Source organism: Sphingomonas kyeonggiensis, from assembly GCF_014196745.1.
Lineage (GTDB): Bacteria > Pseudomonadota > Alphaproteobacteria > Sphingomonadales > Sphingomonadaceae > Sphingomonas > Sphingomonas kyeonggiensis.
In genome coordinates this window covers 947,793-972,621 of the sequence record NZ_JACIEH010000002.1, presented here as the reverse complement: position 1 = coordinate 972,621, position 24,829 = coordinate 947,793, and the positions used below count along the sequence as shown (strand labels likewise).

Genomic DNA, 24,829 nt, shown 5'->3' with positions numbered 1-24,829 from the left:
ATGCGCGTTACGGCCGCAGCTTCGCGCGCGGCGCTTCCCGCCTGGTGGCCAGTGCCAGCATGATCCGGGCGGACCGGATGGCGCCGATCAGCGTGCCGGACACGCCTTCACCCGCCCAATCCGGCCGGCAGCCCTGCCGCCCGATCGCATCGAGGAGCAGATGCTCATCCGGGCTCAGCATCTCATCGCGCCCGATGCCGAGCGGCCGGCCGAGCGCCAGTTCGAAGAGACGGGCAAGGCTGTCGATAACCGGCGCGAGGATCGCGCCGTCGTGTCCGGGCGCCAGCTTCGCCATCGCCGGCATCGTCGCCAGCCCCTCGTCCCGCGCACTGCGCCAGGCACGCAGCAGCGATACGAACGCGGCCTTGTCCAGATCGAGCGCCACGGCGGAAAATTGGGCCTGATACACTGGGCTACTCCCTTGGACGGGCACTCCCATAATTGATAACGATTAGCAATAGCAATTAAAGTCAGGCGTGCACACCCCGGCACCGATCCATGCGAACCGGTACCGAGGGTGCCTCGCCAGCCTCAATTCAGGAAGCGAACAGCGCCTCGCGCGCCAGGCGCAGCGTCTCGACCGCGTCCTGTTTCGCCTGGGCGGCGCGCATCGCATCGAAGTCGAGCCGGTCGAGCGCCTTCTCGATATGCTTCAGGAAGCCGATCGCGCTCTTGGCGGCGCCGACGCAATCCTCGCGGAACGGGAACTGGTCGAGCTGCCAGACGCCTTCCCACTTGTTCTTGCGCAGCGTGTAGAAGAACTCGAACAGCTCGATCGGGTGGACCGAGCCGGCGATCATGTCGTCGTCCCAGCCGCGCAGATTGTCGTTCACGTCCATGCCGAACAGCCGGCCATGGTCGATCGCGAGCTGGGCGGCATCGGCCGGGCTCTCGCCGCCATAGAGCGAGTGGCCGAAGTCGAGCAGGATGCCGATATTGGGCAGCCCGATCTTCTCGATGCCGAGCAGCGTGCGCGCGACGCTGTCGAAGCTCATATGGTTGCGCGGCTCGCGCGGCTTGTACTCGATCACGAACTTGAGGTCGGGATTCTCCGAGGCGAGCTGGCCGACACCGTCCATGCTCATCCGCCACAGATCGCCATGATCGACCTGGAAGGGATAGTCCCAGCCGTCCTGGCCCGGCCACAGCTTCACATAATTGGCGCCGAAGCGGCGGACCACGCCGGCCGCCTCGGTGACCATCGCATGCGCTTCGCGGCGGATGCCCGGATCGGGATTGGTGAAGGCGCCCCTGGCGAACTTGCGCGTGTAGATCTCCGGCGTGATGCCGATGACCGACAGGTTGTTGCGCTTCAGCGCCGCCTCGACCGCGGCGAAATCGGTCTCGCCGCCGGGGAAGGGATAGTTGATGTCGACCACCGACAGGTCGCCGACCTCCCCGGCCAGGTCGATCATCTCGATCAGCGAGCGGGCCGGGCCGTACCCGTCGGTCGCATAGCGATCCACATAGGTCGCGAAATGCCAGATCCCCGCCCCGTATTTCTGCTCGCTCGCCATTGTCAGTACCTCTCGAAGTTGCGACCCCGCTCTCTGCCGGGTGCGAAATATTGGGCCGTCGCGTTTTCGCGCCTGGCCGGAAGCCTGTTCCTCAGGCGATGAGCACCTTGACCCCTGCCGCCTCGAACCCCGCCCGGTCCTCGTCCCGGATCCCGTCATCGGTCACCAGCACATGGACGAGCTCGATGCCGCCCAGCGACGAGAAGGAGCGGTGGCCGATCTTGCTGCTGTCGGCGACCAGGATCACTTCGGCGGCGGACTCGATCATCGCGCGCTTCACGGTGATGTCGGAAAGCGACGGGAAGGTCAGGCCGGCGTCGAGCGAAACCGCTGCAGTCGCCAGGAACAGCTTCTGGGCGAACAGCCCGCGGAAATAGTCGCCCGAGCGCTCGCCGCTCAGCGACAGGGTCGGCGCCTTGAAATGGCCGCCCGGCATATGGACGTCGAACCCGGGCAGACCGCCCAGCGCCAGCGCGATGTTGAGGGCGTTGGTGATCACCGTCAGCCCGCTGCGCGTGGCAAGGTGCGTCGAGATCTCGGTGGTGGTCGATCCGGAATCGAGGATGATCGTCTCGCCGTCCTGGACCAGCGCCGCCGCCACCCGGCCGATGCGGCGCTTCGCGTCCATGTGGACCATGTGGTGCAGTGCCATCGCGCGCACCTGCTGGGGCACCGACTTGAGGAACGCCCCGCCATGCTCGCGCACGACATGGCCTTCCGCCTCGAGCTTCTCCAGGTCCTGGCGCACCGTCACTTCGGATACCCCGAAGGCATCGGCCAGGGTGCGCACGCGGGCGGCACCCTCTTCCTGGAGCCATTCCAGGATCTTCATCCGGCGCGCTTCGCCGAGCAATCCGGGGGTTCCGGTCCGAACGTTCATGCTTGTCTCCAACCGCCGCGCGATATGCGGAGCTGCGGCGGCTCTAGCATGGTGCCGCCGGCCGCATAAATCCGATGTCCGATGGCGCGCGCCGGATCGGCGGGAACCGCGCATGTCTGCAGACGATGTTCCGCGCCGGAGCCTTGCACAGCCTGTCCCTTTCCGATCGCAGTTCTGCTTGCCTGCTTCCATCGAACGGTAATCGCGAACGGAACCAAGTGTCAACGAACGAACAGCGATTCGTTCACAAATGGAGGAAAACGAAAATAATCGTAAGTAATCGGTTGATGCCTGCCGCCGCCCTCGGCTAAGCCTCCTGGCCATGGGTACAGCAACAGCATCCAGGGAATATGCCAGCGCACGCGTGGCGGAGATTCGCCGCAGCGCAAACCGAATCCGTCGCCACGCGCTAACCATGGCGCACCGCGCGAAACAGGGGCATCCCGGCGGCGACATGTCGTGCGCCGACATCCTGGCGACACTCTATTTCGCCGTCCTGCGCTTCGATCCAGCGGAGCCGCAGGCCCCCACCCGCGATCGCTTCGTGATGAGCAAGGGCCATTGCACCGGCGCCTTCTATTCGGCGCTCGCCGGCGCGGGCTATTTCCCCGAGGCGGACCTCGAGACCTATCTCCAGCCCGGCTCGCAGCTGAACGGGCATCCGAACCGCAACTATCTGCCGGGCGTCGAGACCAACACCGGGCCGCTCGGGCACGGCCTGCCCGTCGCGGTCGGCATGGCGGTGGCGGGGCAGATCGACCAAGCGGACTACCGCGTCTTCGCGCTCACCGGCGACGGCGAGCTGCAGGAAGGCAGCATGTGGGAAGCGGCGATGTTCGCCGGCCACCGCAGGCTCGGCAACCTCACCGTCATCATCGATCGCAACCGCCTGCAGCAGGGCGCCTCGACCGAGGACACCAATTCGCTCGAGCCGCTGGCCGACAAATGGGCGGCCTTTGGCTGGGACGTCGCCGAGATCGATGGCCATGATGCCGATGCCCTGTACGCGGCGCTGTCCGCCCCGCGCGGCGCGGACGGCAAGCCGCTCTGCATTATCGCCCATACGATCAAGGGACGCGGCGTGAGCTTCATGGAAAACCAGGCCGGCTGGCATCACGGCACGCCCAGCGACGCGCAACTGGCCCAGGCCTTTGCCGAACTCGACGCGGAGCTTGCCGCATGAGCGCCGCTTCCCCGGGCAAGGGATTCGATTGCCGGAATGCCTATGTCGAGACTCTGGAGGTTTTGGCAGCCGAGGACCCGCGTATCGTCGCGGTGGTGAATGACTCGGTCGGCTCGTCCAAGCTCAACAAGTTCCGCGACCAGTTCCCCGAGCGGCTGGTCAATGTCGGTATCGCCGAGCAGAACATGGTCGGCGTCGGCGCGGGCCTCGCCAATGGCGGCAAGGTGCCGTTCGTCAGCGGCGCATCCTGCTTCCTGACCGGCCGCGCGCTCGAGCAGATCAAGGCCGACATCGCCTATAGCAACGTCAACGTGAAGCTCTGCGGCATCTCGAGCGGCGTCGCCTATGGCGAGCTCGGCGCGACGCATCACAGCATCGAGGACCTGGCCTGGCTGCGCGCCATGAAGGGCCTGACGGTGATCGTGCCCGCGGACCCCTGGGAAACCGCCGAAGCGATCCGCTGGGCCGCGGCGCATGACGGCCCGGTCTTCATCCGGATCAGCCGCATGGCAGTGCCGGCGCTCGCCCGTCCGGAAGGCGCCCGCTTCACCCCCGGCAAGGCCGAGATCCTGCGCGAAGGCGACGACATCGCGATCATCGCCTGTGGCACTTTGGTGCACCGCGCGCTCGACGCCGCCGAGGCGCTGGCGGCGGAAGGCATTTCCGCTCGCGTCCTGAACATGGCCACGGTAGCACCGATCGACCGCGAGGCGATCGTCGCCGCGGCCGGCACCGGCGCGATCGTCACCGCCGAGGAACATGTCGTGCGCGGCGGCCTTGGCGGTGCCGTGGCGGAAGTCGTTGTGGAGGAAAGGCCCGTTCCCATGCGCGTTCTTGGTTTCCCTGGCTTCCTGGAGACTGGCTCGGCCGAATGGCTGTTCGAACGGCACGGGCTGACCCCGACAGGTATCGCCGCCGCGGCGCGCGAACTCCTCGAAAAGCGCGGCTGATGGCACGCCCGGCGATCCTGGCGGTCGACCAGGGAACCACCAACACCAAGGCGCTGCTGTTCGCGGCGGACACCGGCGAAGTGCTCGGCCGGGCGTCGCATCCGCTGGGCGTGGTCCATCCGCGCCCGGGCTGGGCCGAGCAATCGGCCGAGGCGATCTGGGGCAGCGTCGCCGGCGCGATCAGCGAAGTCATCGCGACAACGCCCGGCGCCGAAGTCGCCTCGCTCACCATCGCCAACCAGCGCGAGACGATCGTGCTGTGGGACGCCGAGAGTGGCGAAGCCGTCGCCCCCGCGATCAGCTGGCAATGCCGTCGCACCGCCGATCGCTGCGCCGCACTGGCGCCGCACGCGGCGGCAATCATCGCCGCAACCGGTCTCGGCATCGACCCGCTGGCGCCCAGCACCAAGCTGGCCTGGCTGCTCGACGAGACGCCGGGCGCGCGCGCCAAGGCGGAAGCCGGGTTGCTCCGCGCCGGCACGATCGACAGCTGGCTGCTGTGGAAGCTCACCAACGGCGCCCAGCACGCGACCGATGTCAGCAATGCCTCACGCACCCAGCTGATGTCACTCGATACGCTCGACTGGGATCGCGCGATGCTCGATCTGTTCGGCATACCGCGGCTGATGCTGCCGACGATCCGCCCGTCCGACGCCCAGTTCGGCATCACCGCCGCCAGCGGCGTGCCCGCGGGGCTTCCGATCGAAGTGCTGCTCGGCGACTCCCACGCCGCCCTGCTCGGCCATGGTTTCGCGGCACCGGGCCAGGCCAAGGTCACCTGCGGCACCGGCTCCTCGCTGATGGCGGTTACGCCGGCCCGCGTTACGTCCTCGCACGGTCTGTGGAGCACGATCGCCTGGGCGCGTGGGCACGACGTCTTCCACGCGCTCGAGGGCAATGTCGCCGTATCGGGCCATGCCGCGGCCTTTGGCGTACGCCTGCTCAATCTGCGCGACGAAGGCGAGCTCACTCGCCTCGCCGCCGAGGTGCCGGACAGCCAGGGTGTCACCTTCGTGCCTGCGCTGGCGGGGCTCGGCGCGCCGCACTGGCGCTCGGAAGCGCGTGGGCTGCTGAGCGGCATGTCGCTCGGCACCAGCCCGGCCCATGTCGCGCGCGCCGTGCTCGAAGGCATCGCGCTGCAGATCGCCGACATCGTCTTCGCGATGGACGCCGATCTCAGCACGCCGCTGGACGTGCTGTCGGTCGATGGCGGCGCTGCGGCCAACGACCTGCTCGTCCAGATCCTGGCCGATGTGATCGACCGGCCGGTGCTCCGACCGCGTCAGCTCGAACTGGGCGCGCGCGGCGTGGCCCAGCTCGCCGCCGGAAAGCTGGGCGGGTCCGCCTGGGCACCGGTCGCGCAGGACCGGTTCGAGCCGGGGATCGACCCGAGCGCCCGCGCCGAGCTGATGGCGCGCTGGCGCCAGGCGGTCAGCGCCTCGGCGGGGACGAACGTCTAAGCTATCGACGTCAAAGCAGCGCCGCACCTATCCCGTCATCCCCGCGAAGGCGGGGATCCAGAGCCAGGAGCCGGGAACGGAGGGCTCGCGCCGCCCTCTCCGGCATCTCCACGCCCGATTTCATCGCGCATCCCGAACCACCCTGGATCCCCGCCTTCGCGGGGATGACGAAGAAGGGAGCCGGATGCGGGGAACTCCAAGCTGCTACCGGAACAGCGCCAGATCGATGCTGTCGCCCATCGCGCGATAGCCCGCTTCGCTCGGATGGATGTGATCCCCGGAATCATAGTCCGGCCGCAGCTTCAGCGGCACCGCCGGATCACGGACGGCCTTGTCGAAGTCGATCACCGCATCCGGCTCACCCGAGGTCCGGATCCAGCGATTGACCGCCTGACGCTGCACCTCCCGCGCTTCACTGTACGAGGTCGCGCCCTGGAACGGCGTCAGCGTTCCCATCACGGCCTTGATATTGGCCGCATGCGCCCGCGCGATGATCTGGCGATAGCCGGCGATCAGGTCGTTCACGTCGAGCGGCGGATTGGTACCGAACATCGTGCTCGATCCGCCATTGCCGATATCGTTGATGCCTTCGAACAGGATGACGTGGGACACGCCCCGAATCCGCGCGACATCGCGGTCGAACCGGGCGAGCGCCGCCTTGCCCCAGCTGGTCGACAGCACGCGATTGCCGCCGATGCCGGCGTTGATCACGGCCAGCGCCGGACGCTTCGGGCTGGCGGCGATGCGCTGCTGGAGCCGCTCCGGCCATCCATGCAGTTGCCCGAGGGCCGGCCGGTTGCCGTCGGTGATCGAATCGCCGAGCGCGACGATCACGCGCGGCGGGTTCGCACCGCGCACCATCACCCCGCTAACCGGCGGCCGGCCGATGATCGTGTCGGCGCCTGAAAGCGCCGGAGACAGCGTCTGGTCCCCCTCGCCCATCGCCATCGCCGCGTTGCCGAAGCCCTTGAGCTTCAGACCCTGCGGAATGTGCACGCTCACCACCAGATCGCCCAGCACCTGCACGGACAGTTCGACGGGATCGCTCAACACCGGCGCACCGGGCGCGATCGTCACCCTGTCCGCGCCGCCGAAGCTGAGCTTGTGCAGCGTGCCGGGGCGCGCGTCGAAACCGGTCGCGGCCAGTCCGACGCTCGCCGCCGCAATAGTCAGCGGCGCGGTGCCGTCTTCGTTGGTCAGGCGGATGCGAACCTCGCGCCCGCCCGCGGCAACCGCGATGCGCATCCGCAAGGTGCCGGTGACCGGCGGCCGGTCGCGGAGCCGCTCGCGCGTCTCGGGCGGGAGCTTCATCTCCTTGGGGATGACGAAGTCATAGTCTGCTGGGCTCGACTGATACGCGTCGATCCACGCCTCCCGATTGCTCTGCGCGGCGGCGGGCACGGCGAACAGCAGCAGCCCCGCCGCAACGAGGCGCGCATACCGGATTGCCGCCACGACTATGCCTGCACCTTGACCAGCCGCAGCGCGATCCAAGGCTTGCCCGGCAGCTTCACGGTCGGCCGTGCGGGATCCTGAACGTCGTAGTCGTTCTTCTTTGCCATCCTGAACACGCCATCGACCGGGGTGACCGTCATGTTCCAGGTGTCGAGGATGTCGACGCGGTAGCTCTGCAGCGACTCCGGCCCCTTGCCGGGCAGCACCACTGGCCATTCGGTCGGCTGCTCGGCGCCGAAATAGCGTAGATAGTACGCGTTCTGCTGGCCGCCGAGGTGGTAGTTCCACCAGGCCTGGATCGGCTCCACGCCCGGCACCGGCCCCTCCTCCATGATCCTGCGCAGGAAGGCGAGCCGCGGCGCGCTGTGGCCGGACAGGCTGCCGCCCTGCCCCAGCCAGGAGCCATCGGCGTTGCGATCCGCCGCGAAGGTCTCGCTATGCCCGACATAGCAGCCGCCGATCAGCCCGAACCAGAAGCGCTGGACCATGTCTTCCGCGCTCAGATTGCCCCAGCGCTTGGCGATGTTCCCTTCATAGACGACCTCGTCGAAGATCACCGGCTTGAGCGCGAAGGCGCGGTGCAGCTCGGCGCGCAGATCGTCGAGCACGGCCGCGCCATTCTGCACGCTGGCATGGGTGATCCACGGCTTGCGATGGTCGTAATAGGTGTTGATCTGGTGCATCGAGCGCGGCCGGTCGTGCGGATCGGCGGCGACCAGGACCTGGAAGAGATGGTCCCAGTCCTCCATCGTCTTGGTTTCGATGTTGTCGTACTCGTTCGCCATCGCCCACCAGACGTTGCGATAGGCGCCGAAGCGCGCGGCGACGTAGCGCAGATAGCGCTCGTCATCGGCACGCTTCATGTCCGAATAGCCGCGCTTCTCGTCATAGGGGTGATAGAGGATCACGTCCGCCTCGATCCCCAGCGCGCCCAGCTTCTGGATGCGATCCTCGTAGCGGCGGAAATAGGCGGGATCGAACCGCGCCGAATCCCAGTCGCGCGGCCCGTCCCCGGTTCGCGCGAACGGATTGGTCGCCACCGACGGGACATTGGGGAAGACCAGCATCCGCATCTTGTTGAACGGCGCGCCGGCGAGCGTCTTCAGCGTCTCGGCGCATTTCGCATCGGACTGGAGCGCCCAGCTGTAGCAGGTAGTGCCGATCTGGCGGAACGGCGTGCCATCGGCATAGGCGAAGTGATAGCCGTCTTTCGACACCCGGACCGGCCCGCGATTGCCCTTGCCCGGCGCGACCGCAGTGAGTTCACCGGTCTTGCCGGCAAGCACACCGGCACTGCTCTCGCTCCGCCAGCGCCAGGTCCCGAGTTCGGGCGGGCTGAAGCGGATGCGGTAGACGCCGTCGCCGTCATAGAAGCCCGGCACTCGGATCGACTTGCCCGCGCCCTCGAAGACCGCGGCGAGCGTCACGTCGACGAACGGGTTGCCCTCGCGCGGGCCCTCGAGCGCGATCTCGAACACGCCCCAGCGCTCGACCGTGCGCGGCGCCGCGGCGGCGATGGCGGGGGCCGACGTGGCGGCACCGATCGCCATCGTCTGGGCGAGCATGTTCCGTCGCGTGATCTTCATTCCGAACCCTCTCCAGATTGGTCGCGCGACCCCGAAGAGGCGCGATCTTTATAATAATATTATCTTACTAGAAATCATCGGGCGCACAACCATGCTTAAGGCGTCCAAAGGGCGCCGCAAGCGCTTGCCCCCGCCTCCCCGCGCCGCTAGGCTGCACCTCAAATAATACTATCATATGCAGTCAAGGGGAGGAGCCGGTCGATGACCAGCACGAATGCGCAGGACCGGGACGATTGGCGGAATACGATCCTCGCCGGCCTGGCAAATTATATCGACGCGGGATCGATCGTCGCCGGATCGGTGGCGCTGGCGCTGTGGCAGGAAGCCTATCATCTCGGCAACAGCACGATAGGCCTGATCGGCGCCTTCGGGCCGAACGCGATCTCGGCCGGCATCGGCGCGCTGATCGGCGGGCGGCTGTGCGACCTGTTCGGCCGCAAGAAGATCTACCAGTACGACATGCTGTTCTACGCGTTCGGCATGCTGTGGCTGGTGTTTGCGATGAACGCCTGGATGGTCGTGCTCGGCTTCTTCCTGGTCGGCCTCGCGGTCGGCGCGGACATTCCCGCTTCCTGGTCGATCATCGCCGAGATGGCACCCAAGGGGAAACGCGGCAAGCATAGCGGCGTGGCGCAGGTGCTCTGGTATCTCGGGCCGGTCGTCGTGCTGCTGCTGTTCCTGGTGCTGACCCCGCTCGGCCTGCTCGGCGCACGCATCGTCTTCGCGCACCTCGCCCTGCTCGCCCTCGGCCTCACCTTCCTGCGCTCGCGCATGCAGGAATCGCCGCGCTGGCTCGAGGCGCAGGCCGCCGACGAGCACAAGCAGATCGAGCCGGCCAAGATCAGCGCGCTGTTCGCACCGCGCTATCTCGGCTCGATGGCGTTCCTGATCGGCATGTACGGCATGTGGAACCTGTGGGCCGGCACCAACGGCTTCTTCTTCCCCTATATCCTGCGCACCGTCGGCGATGCCAGCCAGGCGACCGCGGTGGCGATCCAGACGCTCAGCTTCCTGGTCGGCATGCTATCGATCTGGCTGGTGTTCATGCAGTTCTCCGATCGGCTGAACCAGCGCACGATGTTCCTCGTATCCGCGATCATCCAGGTGGTCGGCATGTCGCTGCTCGCGCTGTTCCCGCTCACCCTGCCGCTGGCGATCCTCCACGTCTTCCTGATGGCGTTCGGTCAGGGCTTCGGCGCCCAGTCCTTCTTCCAGCTGTGGAGCTCGGAGATGTTCCCGACGCTGCTGCGCTCGACCGCGCAGGGCCTGATGTTCGCGGTGGTGCGCATCGGCCTGGGCATCTGGAGCTTCTTCGTCCCGGTGCTGACCGCGACCGGCTTCACCACCCTGGCCTGGATCCTCACCGGCTTCCTCGCGGCAAGCGGCATCATCGGCATGCTCGGCGCACCGCGCAACGAGGGCAAGTCGCTCGAGGAGCTGGAGGCGAAGCTCACGGCATGATCCGTTAGCGGGCCGCTGGTTCGGCCCGCCGGTATCTTCGAAAGGGCGGTCTCCGGATGGGGACCGCCCCTTTTTTCGTCCTGTGCACCGCATTTCAAGTTGCCACAGAGACGCTCGCCCGGATCGACCCGGCGCCCTTCCCACATTCAACCGTCATCCCCGCGCAGGCGGGGATCCAGCGTCAAGAGCGAGGATCGCGGGGCACGCCTTGCCATATCCGGCAATCGTCGGCCCGATTTCATCGCCTTCCCCGAACTACCCTGGATCCCCGCCTTCGCGGGGATGACGGAGGAAGCTTGGACATCGCCTATCCAGCGCTGCTGCGGGTGCCCCCTCCCCCTACGCCACGCACAAAAATGGGGCGGCGCTTTCGCACCGCCCCAGCAGGAGGCAACCTTGGGGGAGCCGTTTCAGAACTTCAGGCGGACGCCCGCATAGTAACGGCGGCCGATGATGTCCCAGATCGCGTTCGGGCTGCCGTTCGGCGTGCCGGTCCAGAGCGGCGGCTGCTGAACGTTGAACAGGTTGTTCACGCCCGCATAGAGCTCGAAATTCTCGAGGCCCTTGTAGCGGATCTGGGCGTTGTTGTAGTTCTTCGCGCCGATCGTGAAGTACTTCTTGTCGGGCAGCGAACCATCCGCCAGGCGGAACGTCGTCTGGTAGTTCTCGTAGTCGAACATCTGCGAGCCGACGATGTCACCGCTGAAGGTGAAGCCGAAGGAGTCATTCTCCCACGTCACGCCGTAGTTGACCGAGTCACGCGGCGTGCCGATCTCGCCCATGGTGTTGTCATAGGCGTCGCCGGTCAGCGGAACGATGCCCTGCTTGAGCAGATGGGTCCAGCTGCCCGACCAGGTCGCGGTGCCGCCGAACAGCTTGTGGCTGTAGTTCAGCGTGATATCGATGCCGCGGGTGAACTGGCCGCCGCTGTTGACCAGGCCGCGCACGACCTGCTCGACCGAGCCGACGCTGAACGCGCCCGACGGCTGCTGACGGCGCGTCACGAACTGGCAGAACTCCGGCAGGCCCGAGACATAGCATTTGTTGAGCACGGTCGCCGCGGCGAGGCGGTTGATCGCGTTCTCGAGCTTGATGTCGTAATAGTCGGCCGTGATCGTCAGCCCGCGCAGCGCGCGGATCGAGCGCGGATTGATCACCACGCCGAACGTCATCGTCTTGCCGGTCTCCTGCTGGATGCCCGGGTTGCTCGCGGTGATGCTGCCGACGCCCGCCGTATCCGAAGAAGTCAGCGTCATCGATCCGTTCGCGTTGATGTTCGCGACTACGCCCGGATCCTTGCGGCAATTCACTGCCACCGCCGTGCTCGCCGCGAGCGTCACGCCCTGGCACGGATCGGTGATGGTGATGATGCCGGCCGCCGCAGCCGCATAGAGCTCGCCGATGTTCGGCGCGCGGACGGCATGGGCGTAGACCGCGCGGAAGCGGATGTCCTCGACCGGGGCCCATTCGCCGCCGACGTTCCAGGCCCAGAAGCTGCCGACCGTGGAATAGTCGGACAGGCGCGCCGCACCGCGCAGCGTCAGGTTCTGGAAGAAGGGCGTGTCGCGCAGGATCGGCACGACGAGCTCGCCATAGGCTTCCTTGACGTTGAACTTGCCCTTGGTGTCGAGCAGCTGGACATAGCCGTTACGCGCGGTGTTGGTCAGCGGATCGAAGTCGTCCATGCTGTACTCGGAACGCCACTCGGCACCTACCGAGACCTGCACCGGGCCGGCCGGCAGGTTGAACAGCGTGCCGCCGACGTTGATCGCCGCGGTCTGCAGTTCCTGCTTCGAATAGCGGCTCATCTCGGTCATCAGCCACGCAGCGGCTTCCTTCGAGACCTTGGAGCTGCCGTCCGCATTCAGGCCGAAGACGTTGATCGGCACGCAGCCGTTCGCACGCGCCGTCGCGTCGACGCAGACGGCCTCGGTGGTGTTGCCGTCCTTGTCATAGTCGAACACGTCGGGGATCGCCTGCACCGCCTGGGCGAGACGATTGAGGTCGGCGAGACCCGTCATGCTCTGGCGCTGCTTGGTGAAGCCGTACTGATAGTAGAAGTCGGCCGTCCAGTCGCCACCGATCTTGTAGGTGCCACCGACCACGGCGCGGAAATTGTCGCGCTCGGTCGGGGTGCTGCGCGTGCCGTCGCCGAACATCGTCGTGCGGAGCAGGAAGCTGACGTCCTTCGAAGCGATCGCGTCGTTGTTGGCGCGATTGTCGGCCGCGTTGAACACCGCGGTCGGCACGAAGGGGTTGGTGAGGATTCGGACGTCGGCCGGGTTGGTCGGGTTCACGACCTGGTACTGGATCGGGAAGAACCCGTTGGTGCCGTTGAACGCGCCCAGCGCGCTGTCCGTGCGCATCGGCGAGGCTTCGCGGCGGCCCTTGGTCTTGTAGTTCGAGAAGGTCGATTCCACGAACAGGTTCAGCCTGTCGCTCACATCGTAATTGGCGCGCGTGGCGATCGTGATCTGGTTCGACGGCGACGCCTGCTGGCCGAGCGCGGCAGCGTTGTAGCCGTACTTGTTGATCTTCGCGACGACCGTGGGATCGTTGTAGTTCGTCCCGTTCACCGCCGGATAGGTGTCGAGCGTGCCGTCCGGCAGGATCAGCCGGCTGCCGACGCCGCCGAAGTTGAACACGCCGCCCGGGCCGACATTCGACGGCTGGTAGAAGCGCGTGAACAGGTTCTGCGCAGCGGTCAGGTTCGCAGCGCTGTTGCCGCCGACGCGCTGCGTGTTGCCCAGGCTGCTATAGCCCGCGGAGGTGCGCTCGCGCTTGTAGTTGGGCACGTCGCCTTCGTGATTGTACCCGGCGAAGATCATCACGTTGCCGCGGCCGTCGGCGAAGTTCTGGCCGAAGGTCCCGTTGATCGAATAGCGCTTGTCGTCGCCCAGCTCCGAGATGCCGGCCTGCGCGTTCGCCTGGAAGCCCTGGAAGTTCTTCTTGTAGACGAAGTTGACCACGCCCGCGATCGCGTCCGAGCCATAGACGGCCGAGGCGCCGCCGGTCAGCACGTCGACGCGCTCGACGAACGAGGTCGGGATCATCGACAGGTCGACCGTCGAGGTGCCCGGGATGCCGGCGACCGAGCGGCGGCCGTCGATCAGCACCAGGGTGCGGTTGTCGCCCAGGTTGCGCAGATTGACGGTGGCGAGGCCGGGATTGGTATCGCCGGCGTTGCTGACGCGGGTCTGGCCGGGCACGCCGACCGCCGGGATCTGGGCGAGTGCTTCCTGGACGTTGGTCGCGCCGATGTTCTGGATCGTCTCGGCGGTGACTGCCTGCAGCGGCGACGGCGAGGTCAGCGTCGGGCTCTTGATGCGGCTGCCGGTGACGACGATCGCGTCGTTCTGGGTCGTCGCTTCCTGCGGCGTCTCGCTGACAGTGGTGTCCTGCGGCGGCGTCTGCGCAGTCTGCGCGAAGGCGGCAGGCGCGACGACGAGCGTCATGGCGCTGACCCCGGTCAGCAGCATTCCGCGCAGCAGCGGCGCGGTATGCGTTGATTTGAATGCCTTTTTCATTTCCACTCCCTTCCCTTATTTTCTCGTGCCCAAGCACGTCACGTCATTCGGTGCGGCCCCACAGCCGCTCCGTCGCGTCTCCTTTCGGCGTCAGCGCGAAGCCCTCCGCCCCCTTGCGATCCGATTCCGACGGCGCCGCCATCAGCCCCTCCTCGCAACCAGCTCACGGGCGGCATCGGCGATGCCCTCCGCGGTGAGCCCGAACTGTTCCATCAGCCAGCTGGCCGAACCCGTCGGCAGGAAGCCGGGGAAGCCCAGCATCCGCATCGGTACCGGGAGATGGCGCGCACAATGTTCGGCGACCGCGCCGCCGAGCCCGCCGGTCGCCAGGCCTTCCTCGGCCGTGACGATCGCGCCGGTTGCCGCCGCGGCCAGGATCGCCTCGCCATCCAGCGTCGACACCGTCGCCATGTTGACCACGCGCGCCTCGATCCCTTCGCCCGCCAGCATACGGGCCGCGTCGAGCGCCCGGTGCACCAGCGTGCCATTGGTGATGATCGCCACGTCGCTACCGTCGCGCAGCAGCTCCGCCTTGCCGATCGTGAAGACCGCATCCTCGCTGCGCGAGAGCACCGGCACGGGCATGCGGCTGATCCGCACGTACACCGGGCCCTGATGCGCCGCTGCCGCCCTGATCGCCGCCGCGGTTTCCCAGGGATCCGACGGCACGATCACGGTGAGCTTGTCGATGGCGCGCAGCCAGGCGACATCCTCGATGCTGTGGTGCGTCGCGCCGAGCTCGCCATAGGCGACTCCGCTCGAGATGCCGCACAGCTTCACATTGGCTTCGCTATAGGCGCAGTCGACCTTGATCTGCTCCATCGCGCGCGCCGTGAGGAAGCAGGAGGCGCCGCTCACGAACGGGATCTTGCCGCCATTGGCCAGGCCCGCGCCGACGCCGACCATGTTCTGCTCGGCGATGCCGACATTGATCAGCCGCGCCGGGAAGCGCTCGCGGAACTTGCCGAGCTTGGACGAACCGACCGAATCATTGACGACCGCGACGATGCGATCGTCCGCCGCCGCCAGCTCCTGCAACGCACCGACATAGGCGTCGCGGCAATCGAACATGTCGGGTGCGATCACGTCTTTCACGCGCGCATCTCCGCTTCCAGCTCGGCGATCGCCTGGGCGTATTGCTCGGCATTGGGCACGCCGTGGTGCCAGTTCGCCTGGTCGCGCATGAAGCTGACGCCCTGGCCCTTGTGGGTGTTGGCGATCAGCACGCGCGGCTTGTCGCGCGGCTCGGTTGCCGCGTCGAACGCGGCGAGCAGGGCTTCATGGTCGTGGCCGTCGAGCTCGACCACGTCCCAGCCGAACGCGCGCCACTTGTCGGCGAGCGGCTCGAGCGAATTGGTATCCTCGGTCCCCGCGCCTTGCTGCAGCCGGTTGCGGTCGACGATCACGGTGAGGTTGCCCAGCCCGCGGTGCCCGGCGAACATCGCCGCTTCCCACATGCTGCCTTCCTGCAGCTCGCCATCGCCGGTGAGCACGAAGACCCGGTAGTCCGCCTGGTCGATCTGCCCCGCCACCGCGACGCCCACACCGACCGGAAAGCCGTGGCCGAGCGGCCCGGTATTGGTCTCGACGCCCGGCAGATAGTTGCGATTCGGGTGGCCGTTCAGCCGCGATCCCGGCTTCAGATAGGTGTCGAGATCGGCCTCGGGAAAGAAGCCCGCGCCCGCGAGCGCTGTGTAGAGCGCGCCGGTGCAATGGCCCTTGCTGAGAATGAAACGATCGCGATCCGGTGCATCCGGCGATTTCGGATCGATCCGAAGGATATCGAAATAGAGCGACGCGATGATGTCGGCGGCCGACAGGTCGCCGCCCGGATGGCCCTGCCCGGCCTCCACGATCATGCGCAACAGACGGCGGCGCATCCAGTTGGCGCGCTCGCGGACATGGGTTGCACGGGTGTCCAGATGCGCAGGATTCGCTCCCGTCGCACCCGGCCTTTCCAGGTTATGCATTCATCTCTCCTTTCCATTGGTTAGCCGGAGGGGGAGACAATTGCAACGATTAGTACTATAATATCTTCAATCTGCTTCGTATGTGGGTTACGATCTTTTTTGTTTTCCATCGCTTAGCGCAAGAAATGACAATATCAGAAGGGTCGGGACAGGCCGGAGAGGGTTCGCCGCCATGCGGTCGCATAGGCAGATTTCAGGAACCAAAATGGCGGAAATGCGCGAGTCGTACAGGTTCGCGGAGAGCGACGGCCGTCCCTTCGCGCGCGCCTCACGCTTGTCGGAAAATGCATGGCCGATGATCGCGCAATCCACTTCCCACGGGCGTGCAGGACGCCATAAGGCATGGCCATGATCATTTCCTCAGCCAGCGATTTCCGCGAGGCCGCCCGCCGCCGCCTGCCGCGCTTCCTCTTCGACTATGCCGATGGCGGCGCCTATGCCGAAGAGACGCTCCGCCGCAACGTGAGTGACCTTTCCGGCATCGCGCTCCGTCAGCGGGTGCTGAAGGACGTCGCGTCGATCGACCTCACCACCAGCCTGTTCGGCAGCGAGATCGCGCTGCCGGTCGGCCTTGGCCCGGTGGGGATCAGCGGCATGTATGCCCGGCGCGGCGAGCTTCAGGCGGCGCGCGCGGCGCGGACCGCAGGCGTGCCGATGTGCCTGTCCACCGTCTCGATCTGCCCGATCGAGCAGGTTGCCCAGGCCGCCGCCCCCTTCTGGTTCCAGCTCTACGTGATCCGCGACCGCGGCTTCATGAAGGACCTGATCGCCCGGGCGAAGGCGGCCGGAGCGAAGGCACTGGTGTTCACCGTCGACATGCCGGTACCCGGCGCACGCTACCGCGACGCCCATTCCGGCATGTCGGGCCCCAATGCGCCGCTGCGCCGCGTGCTTCAGGCGATGGGCAAGCCGCACTGGTCGTGGGACGTCGGCCTGCGAGGCCGCCCGCACACGCTCGGCAACCTGCTGCCCGTGCTCGGCAAGGATAGTGGCCTCAACGATTATATGGGCTGGCTCGGCGCCAATTTCGATCCGTCGATCCAGTGGCGCGACCTCGAATGGATCCGCGCCGCCTGGGATGGCCCGCTGATCATCAAGGGCATCCTCGATCCCGAAGACGCACGCGAGGCCGCCGCGATCGGCGCCAACGGCATCGTCGTCTCGAACCATGGCGGCCGCCAGCTCGACGGCGTGCTGTCGAGCGCCCGGGCGCTGCCCGCGATCGCCGACGCCGTGCGTGACCAGCTGACGATCCTGGCGGACGGCGGCGTGCGCAACGGGCTCGACGTGGTGCGGATGCTCGCGCTCGGCGCACACGGCGTGCTGCTCGGCCGCGCCTGGGTCTACGCCCTCGCCGCCCAGGGCGAGGCCGGCGTGGCGAAGCTGCTCGAGCTGATCGCCAAGGAAATGACGGTCGCGATGACGCTGACCGGAGTCAATCGGATCGAAGCGATCGATCGCTCGATCCTCGCAGGGGACAAGTGATGAAGCTTCTCGATGGAAAGACCGTGCTGGTAACCGGCGGCTCGACCGGCATCGGCCGCGCGGCGGCGATCGGCGCAGCGCAGCACGGCGCCAACGTCGCGATCAACTATGTGGCGAGCGACGAGAAGGCGCATTCCTGCATCGCCGAGATCGAGGCGCTGGGCCGCAAGGCTATCGCGGTGAAGGGCGATGTCGCGCTGCCGGAGACCGCGACCGAGTTCGTCGCCAAGGCGGTCGAGGCGTTCGGCAAGGTCGACGTGATGGTCTCGAACGCCGGCATCTGCCCGTTCCACGCGTTCCTCGACATGCCGGTCGAGACGGTCGACCGCACCTTCCGGGTCAACCTCCACGGCGCCTATTACATGGTGCAGGCCGCAGCGAACCAGATGGTGAAGCAGGGCCATGGCGGCGCGATCGTCGCGGTCTCGTCGATCTCGGCGCTGGTCGGCGGCGAGTTCCAGACCCACTACACCCCGACCAAGGCGGGCGTGCATTCGCTGATGCAGTCGGCCGCGATTGCGCTCGGCAAGCACGGCATCCGCTGCAACAGCGTGCTGCCAGGCACGATCCTGACCGAGATCAACAAGGACGACCTCGCCGACGAGGTCAAGCGCCATCACATGGAAGAGCGTACCCCGCTCGGCCGGCTCGGCATGCCCGAGGATCTCGCCGGGCCGATCGTCTTCCTCGCTTCCGACATGGCAGCCTATGTCACCGGCGCCGCGCTGCTGGTCGACGGGGGCATGTTCGTGAACCTGCAATAATGTCGCTGTGCATGCCCGAGCCGGATGCAGGCGTGCTCGCACGCCGCAGGGAGATCGTCGCCGCGATGCGCGCGATCGTCCCCGGCGAGGGCGTGATCGATCATCCCGACGGCCTGCGCGCCTATGAGGCCGACGGCCTGACTGCCTATCGCCAGCCGCCGCTGGTGGTGGTGCTGCCCGAAACCACCGAGCAGGTCGCGCGCGTGCTCGCCTGGTGCCACGCCAATCGCGTGAAGGTGGTGCCGCGCGGCGCCGGCACCTCGCTGTCGGGCGGCGCGCTGCCGCTGGCGGACGGCGTGCTGCTCGGCCTGTCGAAGCTCAACCGCATCCTCGACATCGACTATGCCGACCGTATCGCCGTGGTGCAGCCCGGTGTCACCAACCTCGCGATCACCCGCGCGGTCGAGGAGCAAGGCTTCTATTACGCCCCCGACCCGTCGAGCCAGATCGCCTGCTCGATCGGCGGCAATGTCGCCGAGAATGCGGGCGGGGTGCACTGCCTGAAATACGGCCTGACCACCAACAACGTCCTCGGCGTCGAGCTGGTGACGATCGAGGGCGAAGTGCTCCGCCTCGGCGGGCGCGGGCTGGAATCGGCGGGGCTCGACCTGCTCGGCCTCGTCGTCGGCTCGGAAGGGCTGCTCGGCGTCGTCACCGAAGTCACCGTCCGCATCCTGCCGCGCCCGCAGACCGCCAGGGCACTGCTGATTGGCTTCGCCGAGATCGAGACTGCCGGGCAATGCGTCGCCGAGGTGATCGCCGCCGGCATCATTCCGGCGGGCATGGAGATGATGGACCGCGCCGCGATCCACGCCGCCGAGGCGTTCGTCCATGCCGGCTATCCGCTCGACGTGGAGGCGCTGCTGATCGTCGAGCTCGACGGGCCCGAGGGCGAATGCGCGCATCTGATCGGCGAGATCGAGGCGATCGCCCGCAGCAACGGCGCCGTCTCGATCCGCGCCTCGGCCAGCGATGCCGAGCGGGCGAGCTTCTGGGCGGGCCGCAAGGCAGCCTTCCCCGCCGCCGGCCGCATCTCGCCCGATTACTACTGCATGGACGGCACGATCCCGCGCCGCCGCCTGCCCGACGTGCTGCGCCGCATGGGCGTGCTTTCGGAGCAATATGGCCTGCGCGTGATCAACGTCTTCCATGCCGGCGACGGCAATCTCCACCCGATGATCCTCTATGACGCGAACCAGCCGGGCGAGCTCGAAACCGCCGAGGCGTTCGGCGCCGACATCCTGCGCCTCTGCGTCGAGGTGGGCGGCGTGCTCACCGGCGAGCATGGCGTCGGCGTCGAGAAGCGCGACCTGATGCCGGTGATGTTCAGCCCCGTCGATCTTGCCCAGCAGCAGCGGGTGAAGTGTGCCTTCGATCCCGAATTGCTGCTCAATCCGGGCAAGATGTTCCCCGAGCTGCACCGCTGCGCCGAACTCGGCCGCATGCATGTGCATGGCGGCGCCGTGCCCTTCCCCGAACTGCCCCGCTTCTGATGCTGCGTCCGGCCGACATCACTCAATTGTGCGAGATCATCGCAGGCAGCGGCGGCCCGTTCCGGCTGCGCGGCGGTGGCAGCAAGGACGCGATTGGATCGCCCACCGATGCGGCAGTGATCGACATGCGCGGCTTTGCCGGCGTGGTCGACTATGACCCGCCCGAGCTGGTGCTCACGGTACGCGCGGGCACCCCGCTCGCCGAAATCCAGGCGCTGGTCGCCGGCGAGGGCCAGATGCTCGCCTTCGAGCCGTTCGACCATGCCGCGCTGCTCGGCGGCACGCCCGGCCTGGCAACGATCGGCGGCGTGATCGCTTCAGGCGTCGCCGGCCCGGCCCGGCTGAGCCGCGGTGCGGCGCGCGACCATCTCCTCGGCTTCACCGGCGTATCCGGGCGCGGCGAGCGCTTCGTCGCCGGCGCCAAGGTGGTCAAGAACGTGACCGGCTACGACCTGCCCAAGCTGATCACCGGCAGCTGGGGCCGCCTCGTCGCGATCACCGAACTGACCCTCAAGGTGCTGCCGGCACCGCGCGCCCGCACGACCTTGCTGGCACGCGGGCTCGATCCCGTCGCGGCAGCGGCGGCGATGGCGCGCGCAATGGGATCGGCCGCGGAAGTATCTGCGGCGGCACACCTGCCTGCCTGGGAAGGCGGCGCGGTCACCGCGCTCCGGCTCGACGGCTTCCCCGCCTCGATCCGCGCCCGCGCGGAAACGCTCCACCGCCTGATCGACGGGCTGGAGCCGCTGGAGGACGATGCGCCGCTATGGGACGCGGTCCGCGATGCCGCTCCCCTTCCCCGCGACAAGCCGCTCTGGCGCATCATCGTGCCCGGCCGGAACGCGCCTGCACTGATCGCCGCGCTGCCCGGCGCGGAGTGGTTGTTCGACTGGGCCGGCGGCCTGGTCTGGCTGGCGAGCGACGCAGACCCGCAGGCGATCCGCATCGCCGCCGCCAATGCAGGAGGCCACGCCATGCTGATCCGCGCCGACGCCGCGATGCGCGCGGCCGTGCCCGCCCTCCATCCTCAGCCCGCCCCCCTCGCCGCGCTGGAGACGAAAGTCCGGCGCGCATTCGACCCCGCGGGCCTGTTCGAGACGGGGCGCTTCTAGCATGCAGACCAGCTTCACCCCCGCCCAGCTCGCCGATCCGGCCATGGCCTCGTCCGAAGGCGTGATCCGCAAATGCGTCCATTGCGGCTTCTGCACCGCGACCTGCCCGACCTATGTACTGCTCGGCGACGAACTCGATAGCCCGCGCGGGCGGATCTACATGATCAAGGACATGCTCGAGCATGAACGCGCGCCGAGCGCCGAGGTCGTCAAGCATGTCGACCGCTGCCTGTCCTGCCTGTCGTGCATGACCACCTGCCCCTCGGGCGTGAACTACATGCACCTGGTCGATCATGCCCGCGCCTATATCCACGACCATTACCGGCGCCCCTGGCACGAGCGGATGCTGCGCGGCATTCTCGCCTGGGTGCTGCCCTATCCCGGCCGCTTCCGCCTCGCACTGACCGCCGCCAAGCTGGGCCGCCCGTTCGCGCCGCTGCTCGGCAAGGTGAAGGCGCTGAAGCCGCTTGCTGCGATGCTCGCCCTCGCGCCGCGCGATCTGCCTGCGCCTGCCCCCACCCGCGACTCGCTCGTCCCCGGAGCCAAGGGCCGCATCGCGCTGCTCCAGGGCTGTGCCGAGCCGGTGCTGCGCCCCGAATTCCGCGCCGCGACGATCCGGCTGCTCAACCGTGTCGGCTATGACGTGATCTTCGCCGCCGGCGAAGGCTGTTGCGGCGCACTCGTCCACCACATGGGCCACGAGGAAGACGGCCTCGCCGCCGCCCGCCGCAATGTCGATGCCTGGACCCGCGAGATCGAGGCCGGCGGGCTTGCTGCGATCCTCGTCACCGCATCGGGTTGCGGCACGACGATCAAGGATTACGGCTTCATGCTGCGGGACGATCCCGTCTATGCCGAAAAGGCCGCCCGGGTCTCCGCGCTGGCCAAGGACGTGAGCGAGCTGCTCGCCGAAATCGAACTACCCGCCGGCAACGGGCACGGGCTCACCGTCGCCTATCACGCCGCCTGCTCGCTGCAGCATGGCCAGAGGGTCACCGACGCCCCGAAGAAGCTGCTCGCCCAGGCCGGCTTTACCGTGCGCACGCCCGCAGAGGCGCATCTCTGCTGCGGCTCGGCGGGCACCTACAATATCCTCCAGCCCGAAATCGCCGGCCAGCTCGGCGACCGCAAGGCGGCAAACCTCGCCCGCCTCAATGCCGATGTGATCGCCACCGGCAATATCGGCTGCGCGATGCAGATCGCTTCGCGCGCCGGCGTGCCCGTGGTGCACACCGTCGAGCTGCTCGACTGGGCCACCGGCGGCCCGATTCCGCAGCAATTATCAGCACAAGCGCGCAACGACGATTGACTTGAATAATACTATTATACAATGAACGTCAGACAGCGGGCGCCACGATTCCCGCGCTTCGGGAGAGGAACGTCTGATGCACGCCGGCTCGATTCTGCTGGCCGCGCTCGCGGCCGCTGCGGCAGTCGCCGCGCCGGCCGCCGCGCAGACGCCGCCGCTCTCGGTCGCGCCGAACGGCCATTATCTGCTCGCCGGCGGCAAGCCGTTCTTCTGGATGGGCGACACCGGCTGGCTGCTGCTCAGCCGCACCAGCCGCGCCGAGGCCGAGCAGTATCTCCTCACCCGCAAGCGCCAGGGCTTCAACGTCGTCCAGATCATGGTGCTGCACACCGAGAAGATGACCAACCCGGCGACCGGTCCGGCACTGGTCGATGGTGATCCCGGCCGCCCGCGCACCACACCGGGCAATGACCCGGTCAAGGCCGGCGAATATGACTATTGGGATCATCTCGACTGGGTGGCGAAGCGCGCCGAGGAACTCGGCATCTACCTCGCGCTGGTCCCGGCCTGGGGCTCGATCGCAGACGGCGGCAAGCTGAACCTGCAGAACGCGCCCGCCTATGGCCGCTTCCTCGCCGAGCGCTACAAGAACCAGCCCAACATCATCTGGCTCAACGGCGGCGACACCCGCTCGGAGATGCGCACCGCAGTGTGGGACGCGCTGGGATCGACGATCAAGCGCTACGATCCCGGCCATCTGATGACCTTCCATCCGATCGGCCGCACCGACTCCTCCTGGCAGTATCACGACGCACCCTGGCTCGATTTCAACATGTTCCAGTCGGGCCATCGCTCCTACGCCCAGGAAGGCGCGAGCGCGATCGGCGAGGACAATTGGCGCTATGTCGCCACCGACTGGATCCGCCTGCCGACCAAGCCGGTGATCGACGGCGAGCCCTCCTATGAGGGCATTCCGCACGGCCTGCACGAAGCGAACCAGCCGCGCTGGCTGGCGCCGGACGCGCGCCGCTATGCCTGGTGGGCGGTGATGGCCGGCGCCTTCGGCCACACCTATGGCGAGAACCACGTCATGCAGTTCTTCACGCCCGGCGCGGACACGGCCAATTTCGAGCCGATCACGCCCTGGCAGCAGGCGATCGAGGCGCCCGGCGCCAACCAGATGCAGTATCTGCGCCGCCTGATCGAATCGCGCCCGATGCTCGAGCGCGTGCCCGACCCGTCGCTGATCATCGACAACGGCACCCGCTACGACCGCGTGCTGGCGAGCCGCGGCAAGGGCTATGCTTTTGTCTATACATATACAGGCCGCCCGTTCTCGGTTCGGCTCGGCGCGATCACGGGCAAGCAGGTCCGCGCGCACTGGTACTCACCGCGCGACGGCCAGTCGGTGGCGATCGGGACTTTCAACAACACAGGCCAGCACCGCTTCGATCCGCCGGGGGAAACCGCGCCGGGCAATGACTGGGTGCTGGTGCTCGACGACGCGCGCACGCCGCGCGCGGGTCAATAAGGGAATGCGCATGAGCCTGCCGAAGATCAAGCACGTCCGCGCCTTCGTGGCGCGCGGCGGTGGCGGCGACTATCACGACCAGGGCTCCGGCCATTGGATCGACGATCACATCGCCACGCCGATGGCGCGCTATCCCGAGTACCGCGCCTCGCGGCAGAGCTTCGGCATCAACGTGCTCGGCACTTTGGTCGTCGAGCTGGAGGCCGAGGACGGCACGATCGGCTTCGCGGTCACCACCGGCGGCGAGCCCGCAGCCTATATCGTCGAGAAGCACCTCGCCCGCTTCCTCGAGGGGCGCAATCCGGTCGAGGTCGAGAAGATCTGGGACCAGATGTATTTCTCGACGCAATATTATGGCCGCAAGGGCCTGGTGATCAACGCGATCTCGGGCGTCGACCTCGCGCTGTGGGACCTGCTCGGCAAGCTGCGCGGCGAGCCGGTCTATCACATGCTCGGCGGCGCGGTGCGCGACGAACTGCAATTCTACGCGACCGGTTCGCGTCCCGATGTCGCCAAGGAACTGGGCTTCATCGGCGGCAAGCTGCCGCTCCACCACGGCCCGGCCGAGGGACTGGAGGGGCTGGAGAAGAACATCGCCCTGCTCGCCGACATGCGCGCCAAGTGCGGCGACGATTTCTGGCTGATGTATGATTGCTGGATGTCGCTCGACATCGACTATGCCACCCGCCTTGCGCATCGCGCCTGGAACGAGTGCGGCCTCAAGTGGATCGAGGAGGCGCTGAGCCCCGACGATTACTGGGGCTATGCCGAGCTGAAGAAGAATGCCCCCAAGGGCCTGCTCGTCACCACCGGCGAGCATGAGGCGACCCGCTGGGGCTTCCGCATGCTGATGGACATGGAATGTTGCGACATCATCCAGCCCGATGTCGGCTGGTGCGGCGGCGTGACCGAGTTGATCAAGATCGCCAACTATGCCGATTCAAAGGGCGTGATGATGGTCCCGCACGGCTCGTCGGTGTACAGCTACCACTTCGTCGTCACCCGCCACAATTCGCCCTTCGCGGAGTTCCTGATGATGCATCCGGGGCCGACCGAAGTGGTGCCGATGTTCGCGCCGCAGCTGCTCGGCGAGCCGGTGCCCGTCAACGGCAAGATCCGCGCGAGCGAACTCGACAAGCCGGGTTTCGGCGTCGAACTCAACCGCGATATCGCCCTTCACCGCCCCTATTCCCGCTAAGGAACCGA

The 24,829-nt window shown here is 67.3% G+C and carries 19 protein-coding genes; 11 read left to right on the top strand and 8 right to left on the bottom strand.

Going from position 1 to position 24,829, the window contains the following annotated elements:
* Positions 1–7 precede the first annotated feature (7 nt).
* From GGR46_RS13335 to GGR46_RS13325, 3 genes are all read right to left on the bottom strand, one after another.
* A complete protein-coding gene (locus GGR46_RS13335; protein WP_183998430.1) occupies positions 8–409 on the bottom strand; it encodes a hypothetical protein in 402 nt (133 codons plus the stop codon).
* A 127-nt stretch (positions 410–536) separates the two neighbouring features.
* A complete protein-coding gene (locus GGR46_RS13330; protein ID WP_183998429.1) occupies positions 537–1,517 on the bottom strand; it encodes a sugar phosphate isomerase/epimerase family protein in 981 nt (326 codons plus the stop codon).
* 91 nt (positions 1,518–1,608) lie between these two features.
* Positions 1,609–2,397, bottom strand: coding sequence for a DeoR/GlpR family DNA-binding transcription regulator (locus GGR46_RS13325; protein ID WP_183998428.1), 789 nt, complete (start codon positions 2,395–2,397; stop codon positions 1,609–1,611).
* A gap of 322 nt (positions 2,398–2,719) precedes the next feature.
* Between GGR46_RS13325 and GGR46_RS13320 the strand changes: the two genes are divergently transcribed.
* The 3 genes from GGR46_RS13320 to GGR46_RS13310 are packed head-to-tail and all read left to right on the top strand — an operon-like array spanning position 2,720 to position 5,990.
* Positions 2,720–3,580: a transketolase gene (locus tag GGR46_RS13320; protein WP_183998427.1), complete on the top strand. Its 861-nt coding sequence runs from the start codon at positions 2,720–2,722 to the stop codon at positions 3,578–3,580.
* A complete protein-coding gene (locus GGR46_RS13315) occupies positions 3,577–4,530 on the top strand; it encodes a transketolase family protein (protein WP_183998426.1) in 954 nt (317 codons plus the stop codon). Before GGR46_RS13320 ends, GGR46_RS13315 begins: the two co-directional genes overlap by 4 nt.
* Positions 4,530–5,990 carry an FGGY family carbohydrate kinase gene (locus GGR46_RS13310; RefSeq protein WP_183998425.1) on the top strand — a complete coding sequence of 487 codons (1,461 nt, stop codon included), beginning with the start codon at positions 4,530–4,532 and terminating at the stop codon, positions 5,988–5,990. Before GGR46_RS13315 ends, GGR46_RS13310 begins: the two co-directional genes overlap by 1 nt.
* A 204-nt stretch (positions 5,991–6,194) precedes the next feature.
* Here GGR46_RS13310 and GGR46_RS25840 read toward each other — a convergent pair whose 3' ends face one another.
* Together GGR46_RS25840 and GGR46_RS13300 are read right to left on the bottom strand one after the other, a co-directional pair.
* Complete coding sequence (locus GGR46_RS25840; RefSeq protein WP_183998424.1) at positions 6,195–7,445, bottom strand: GDSL-type esterase/lipase family protein; 1,251 nt, start codon at positions 7,443–7,445, stop codon at positions 6,195–6,197.
* Between the two features lie 2 nt (positions 7,446–7,447).
* Entirely contained in the window at positions 7,448–9,031 is a 1,584-nt protein-coding gene (locus GGR46_RS13300; RefSeq protein WP_183998423.1) for a DUF5060 domain-containing protein, read from the bottom strand.
* A 201-nt stretch (positions 9,032–9,232) separates the two neighbouring features.
* Between GGR46_RS13300 and GGR46_RS13295 the strand changes: the two genes are divergently transcribed.
* The gene (locus GGR46_RS13295; protein ID WP_183998422.1) at positions 9,233–10,492 is read left to right on the top strand and encodes an MFS transporter; all 1,260 of its coding nucleotides are present in this window, start codon (positions 9,233–9,235) and stop codon (positions 10,490–10,492) included.
* Between the two features lie 410 nt (positions 10,493–10,902).
* Here GGR46_RS13295 and GGR46_RS13290 read toward each other — a convergent pair whose 3' ends face one another.
* From GGR46_RS13290 to GGR46_RS13280, 3 genes are all read right to left on the bottom strand, one after another.
* Entirely contained in the window at positions 10,903–14,019 is a 3,117-nt protein-coding gene (locus GGR46_RS13290) for a TonB-dependent receptor domain-containing protein (protein WP_183998421.1), read from the bottom strand.
* A 141-nt stretch (positions 14,020–14,160) separates the two neighbouring features.
* Positions 14,161–15,114 carry a transketolase family protein gene (locus GGR46_RS13285; RefSeq protein WP_343058150.1) on the bottom strand — a complete coding sequence of 318 codons (954 nt, stop codon included), beginning with the start codon at positions 15,112–15,114 and terminating at the stop codon, positions 14,161–14,163.
* Positions 15,111–15,989: a transketolase gene (locus GGR46_RS13280; protein WP_183998420.1), complete on the bottom strand. Its 879-nt coding sequence runs from the start codon at positions 15,987–15,989 to the stop codon at positions 15,111–15,113. Before GGR46_RS13280 ends, GGR46_RS13285 begins: the two co-directional genes overlap by 4 nt.
* A gap of 348 nt (positions 15,990–16,337) precedes the next feature.
* On the opposite strand from GGR46_RS13280, the gene lldD reads away from it, so the two are divergent.
* The 7 genes from lldD to rhmD all read left to right on the top strand — a co-directional run bounded on the left by lldD (position 16,338) and on the right by rhmD (position 24,821).
* Positions 16,338–17,474, top strand: coding sequence for an FMN-dependent L-lactate dehydrogenase LldD (lldD, locus tag GGR46_RS13275; protein ID WP_183998419.1), 1,137 nt, complete (start codon positions 16,338–16,340; stop codon positions 17,472–17,474).
* The gene (gene lra1 / locus GGR46_RS13270) at positions 17,474–18,238 is read left to right on the top strand and encodes an L-rhamnose 1-dehydrogenase Lra1 (RefSeq protein ID WP_183998418.1); all 765 of its coding nucleotides are present in this window, start codon (positions 17,474–17,476) and stop codon (positions 18,236–18,238) included. The genes lldD and lra1 overlap by 1 nt, the downstream gene beginning before the upstream one ends.
* Before the next feature lie 11 nt (positions 18,239–18,249).
* Entirely contained in the window at positions 18,250–19,731 is a 1,482-nt protein-coding gene (locus GGR46_RS13265; protein WP_246426069.1) for an FAD-linked oxidase C-terminal domain-containing protein, read from the top strand.
* A complete protein-coding gene (gene glcE / locus GGR46_RS13260; protein WP_183998416.1) occupies positions 19,731–20,843 on the top strand; it encodes a glycolate oxidase subunit GlcE in 1,113 nt (370 codons plus the stop codon). The genes GGR46_RS13265 and glcE overlap by 1 nt, the downstream gene beginning before the upstream one ends.
* A 1-nt stretch (position 20,844) precedes the next feature.
* Positions 20,845–22,152 carry a glycolate oxidase subunit GlcF gene (gene glcF / locus GGR46_RS13255; protein WP_183998415.1) on the top strand — a complete coding sequence of 436 codons (1,308 nt, stop codon included), beginning with the start codon at positions 20,845–20,847 and terminating at the stop codon, positions 22,150–22,152.
* A 76-nt stretch (positions 22,153–22,228) separates the two neighbouring features.
* Positions 22,229–23,623 carry a glycoside hydrolase family 140 protein gene (locus tag GGR46_RS13250; RefSeq protein WP_183998414.1) on the top strand — a complete coding sequence of 465 codons (1,395 nt, stop codon included), beginning with the start codon at positions 22,229–22,231 and terminating at the stop codon, positions 23,621–23,623.
* Between the two features lie 10 nt (positions 23,624–23,633).
* A complete protein-coding gene (gene rhmD, locus GGR46_RS13245) occupies positions 23,634–24,821 on the top strand; it encodes an L-rhamnonate dehydratase (protein ID WP_183998413.1) in 1,188 nt (395 codons plus the stop codon).
* Positions 24,822–24,829: the final 8 nt, after the last annotated feature.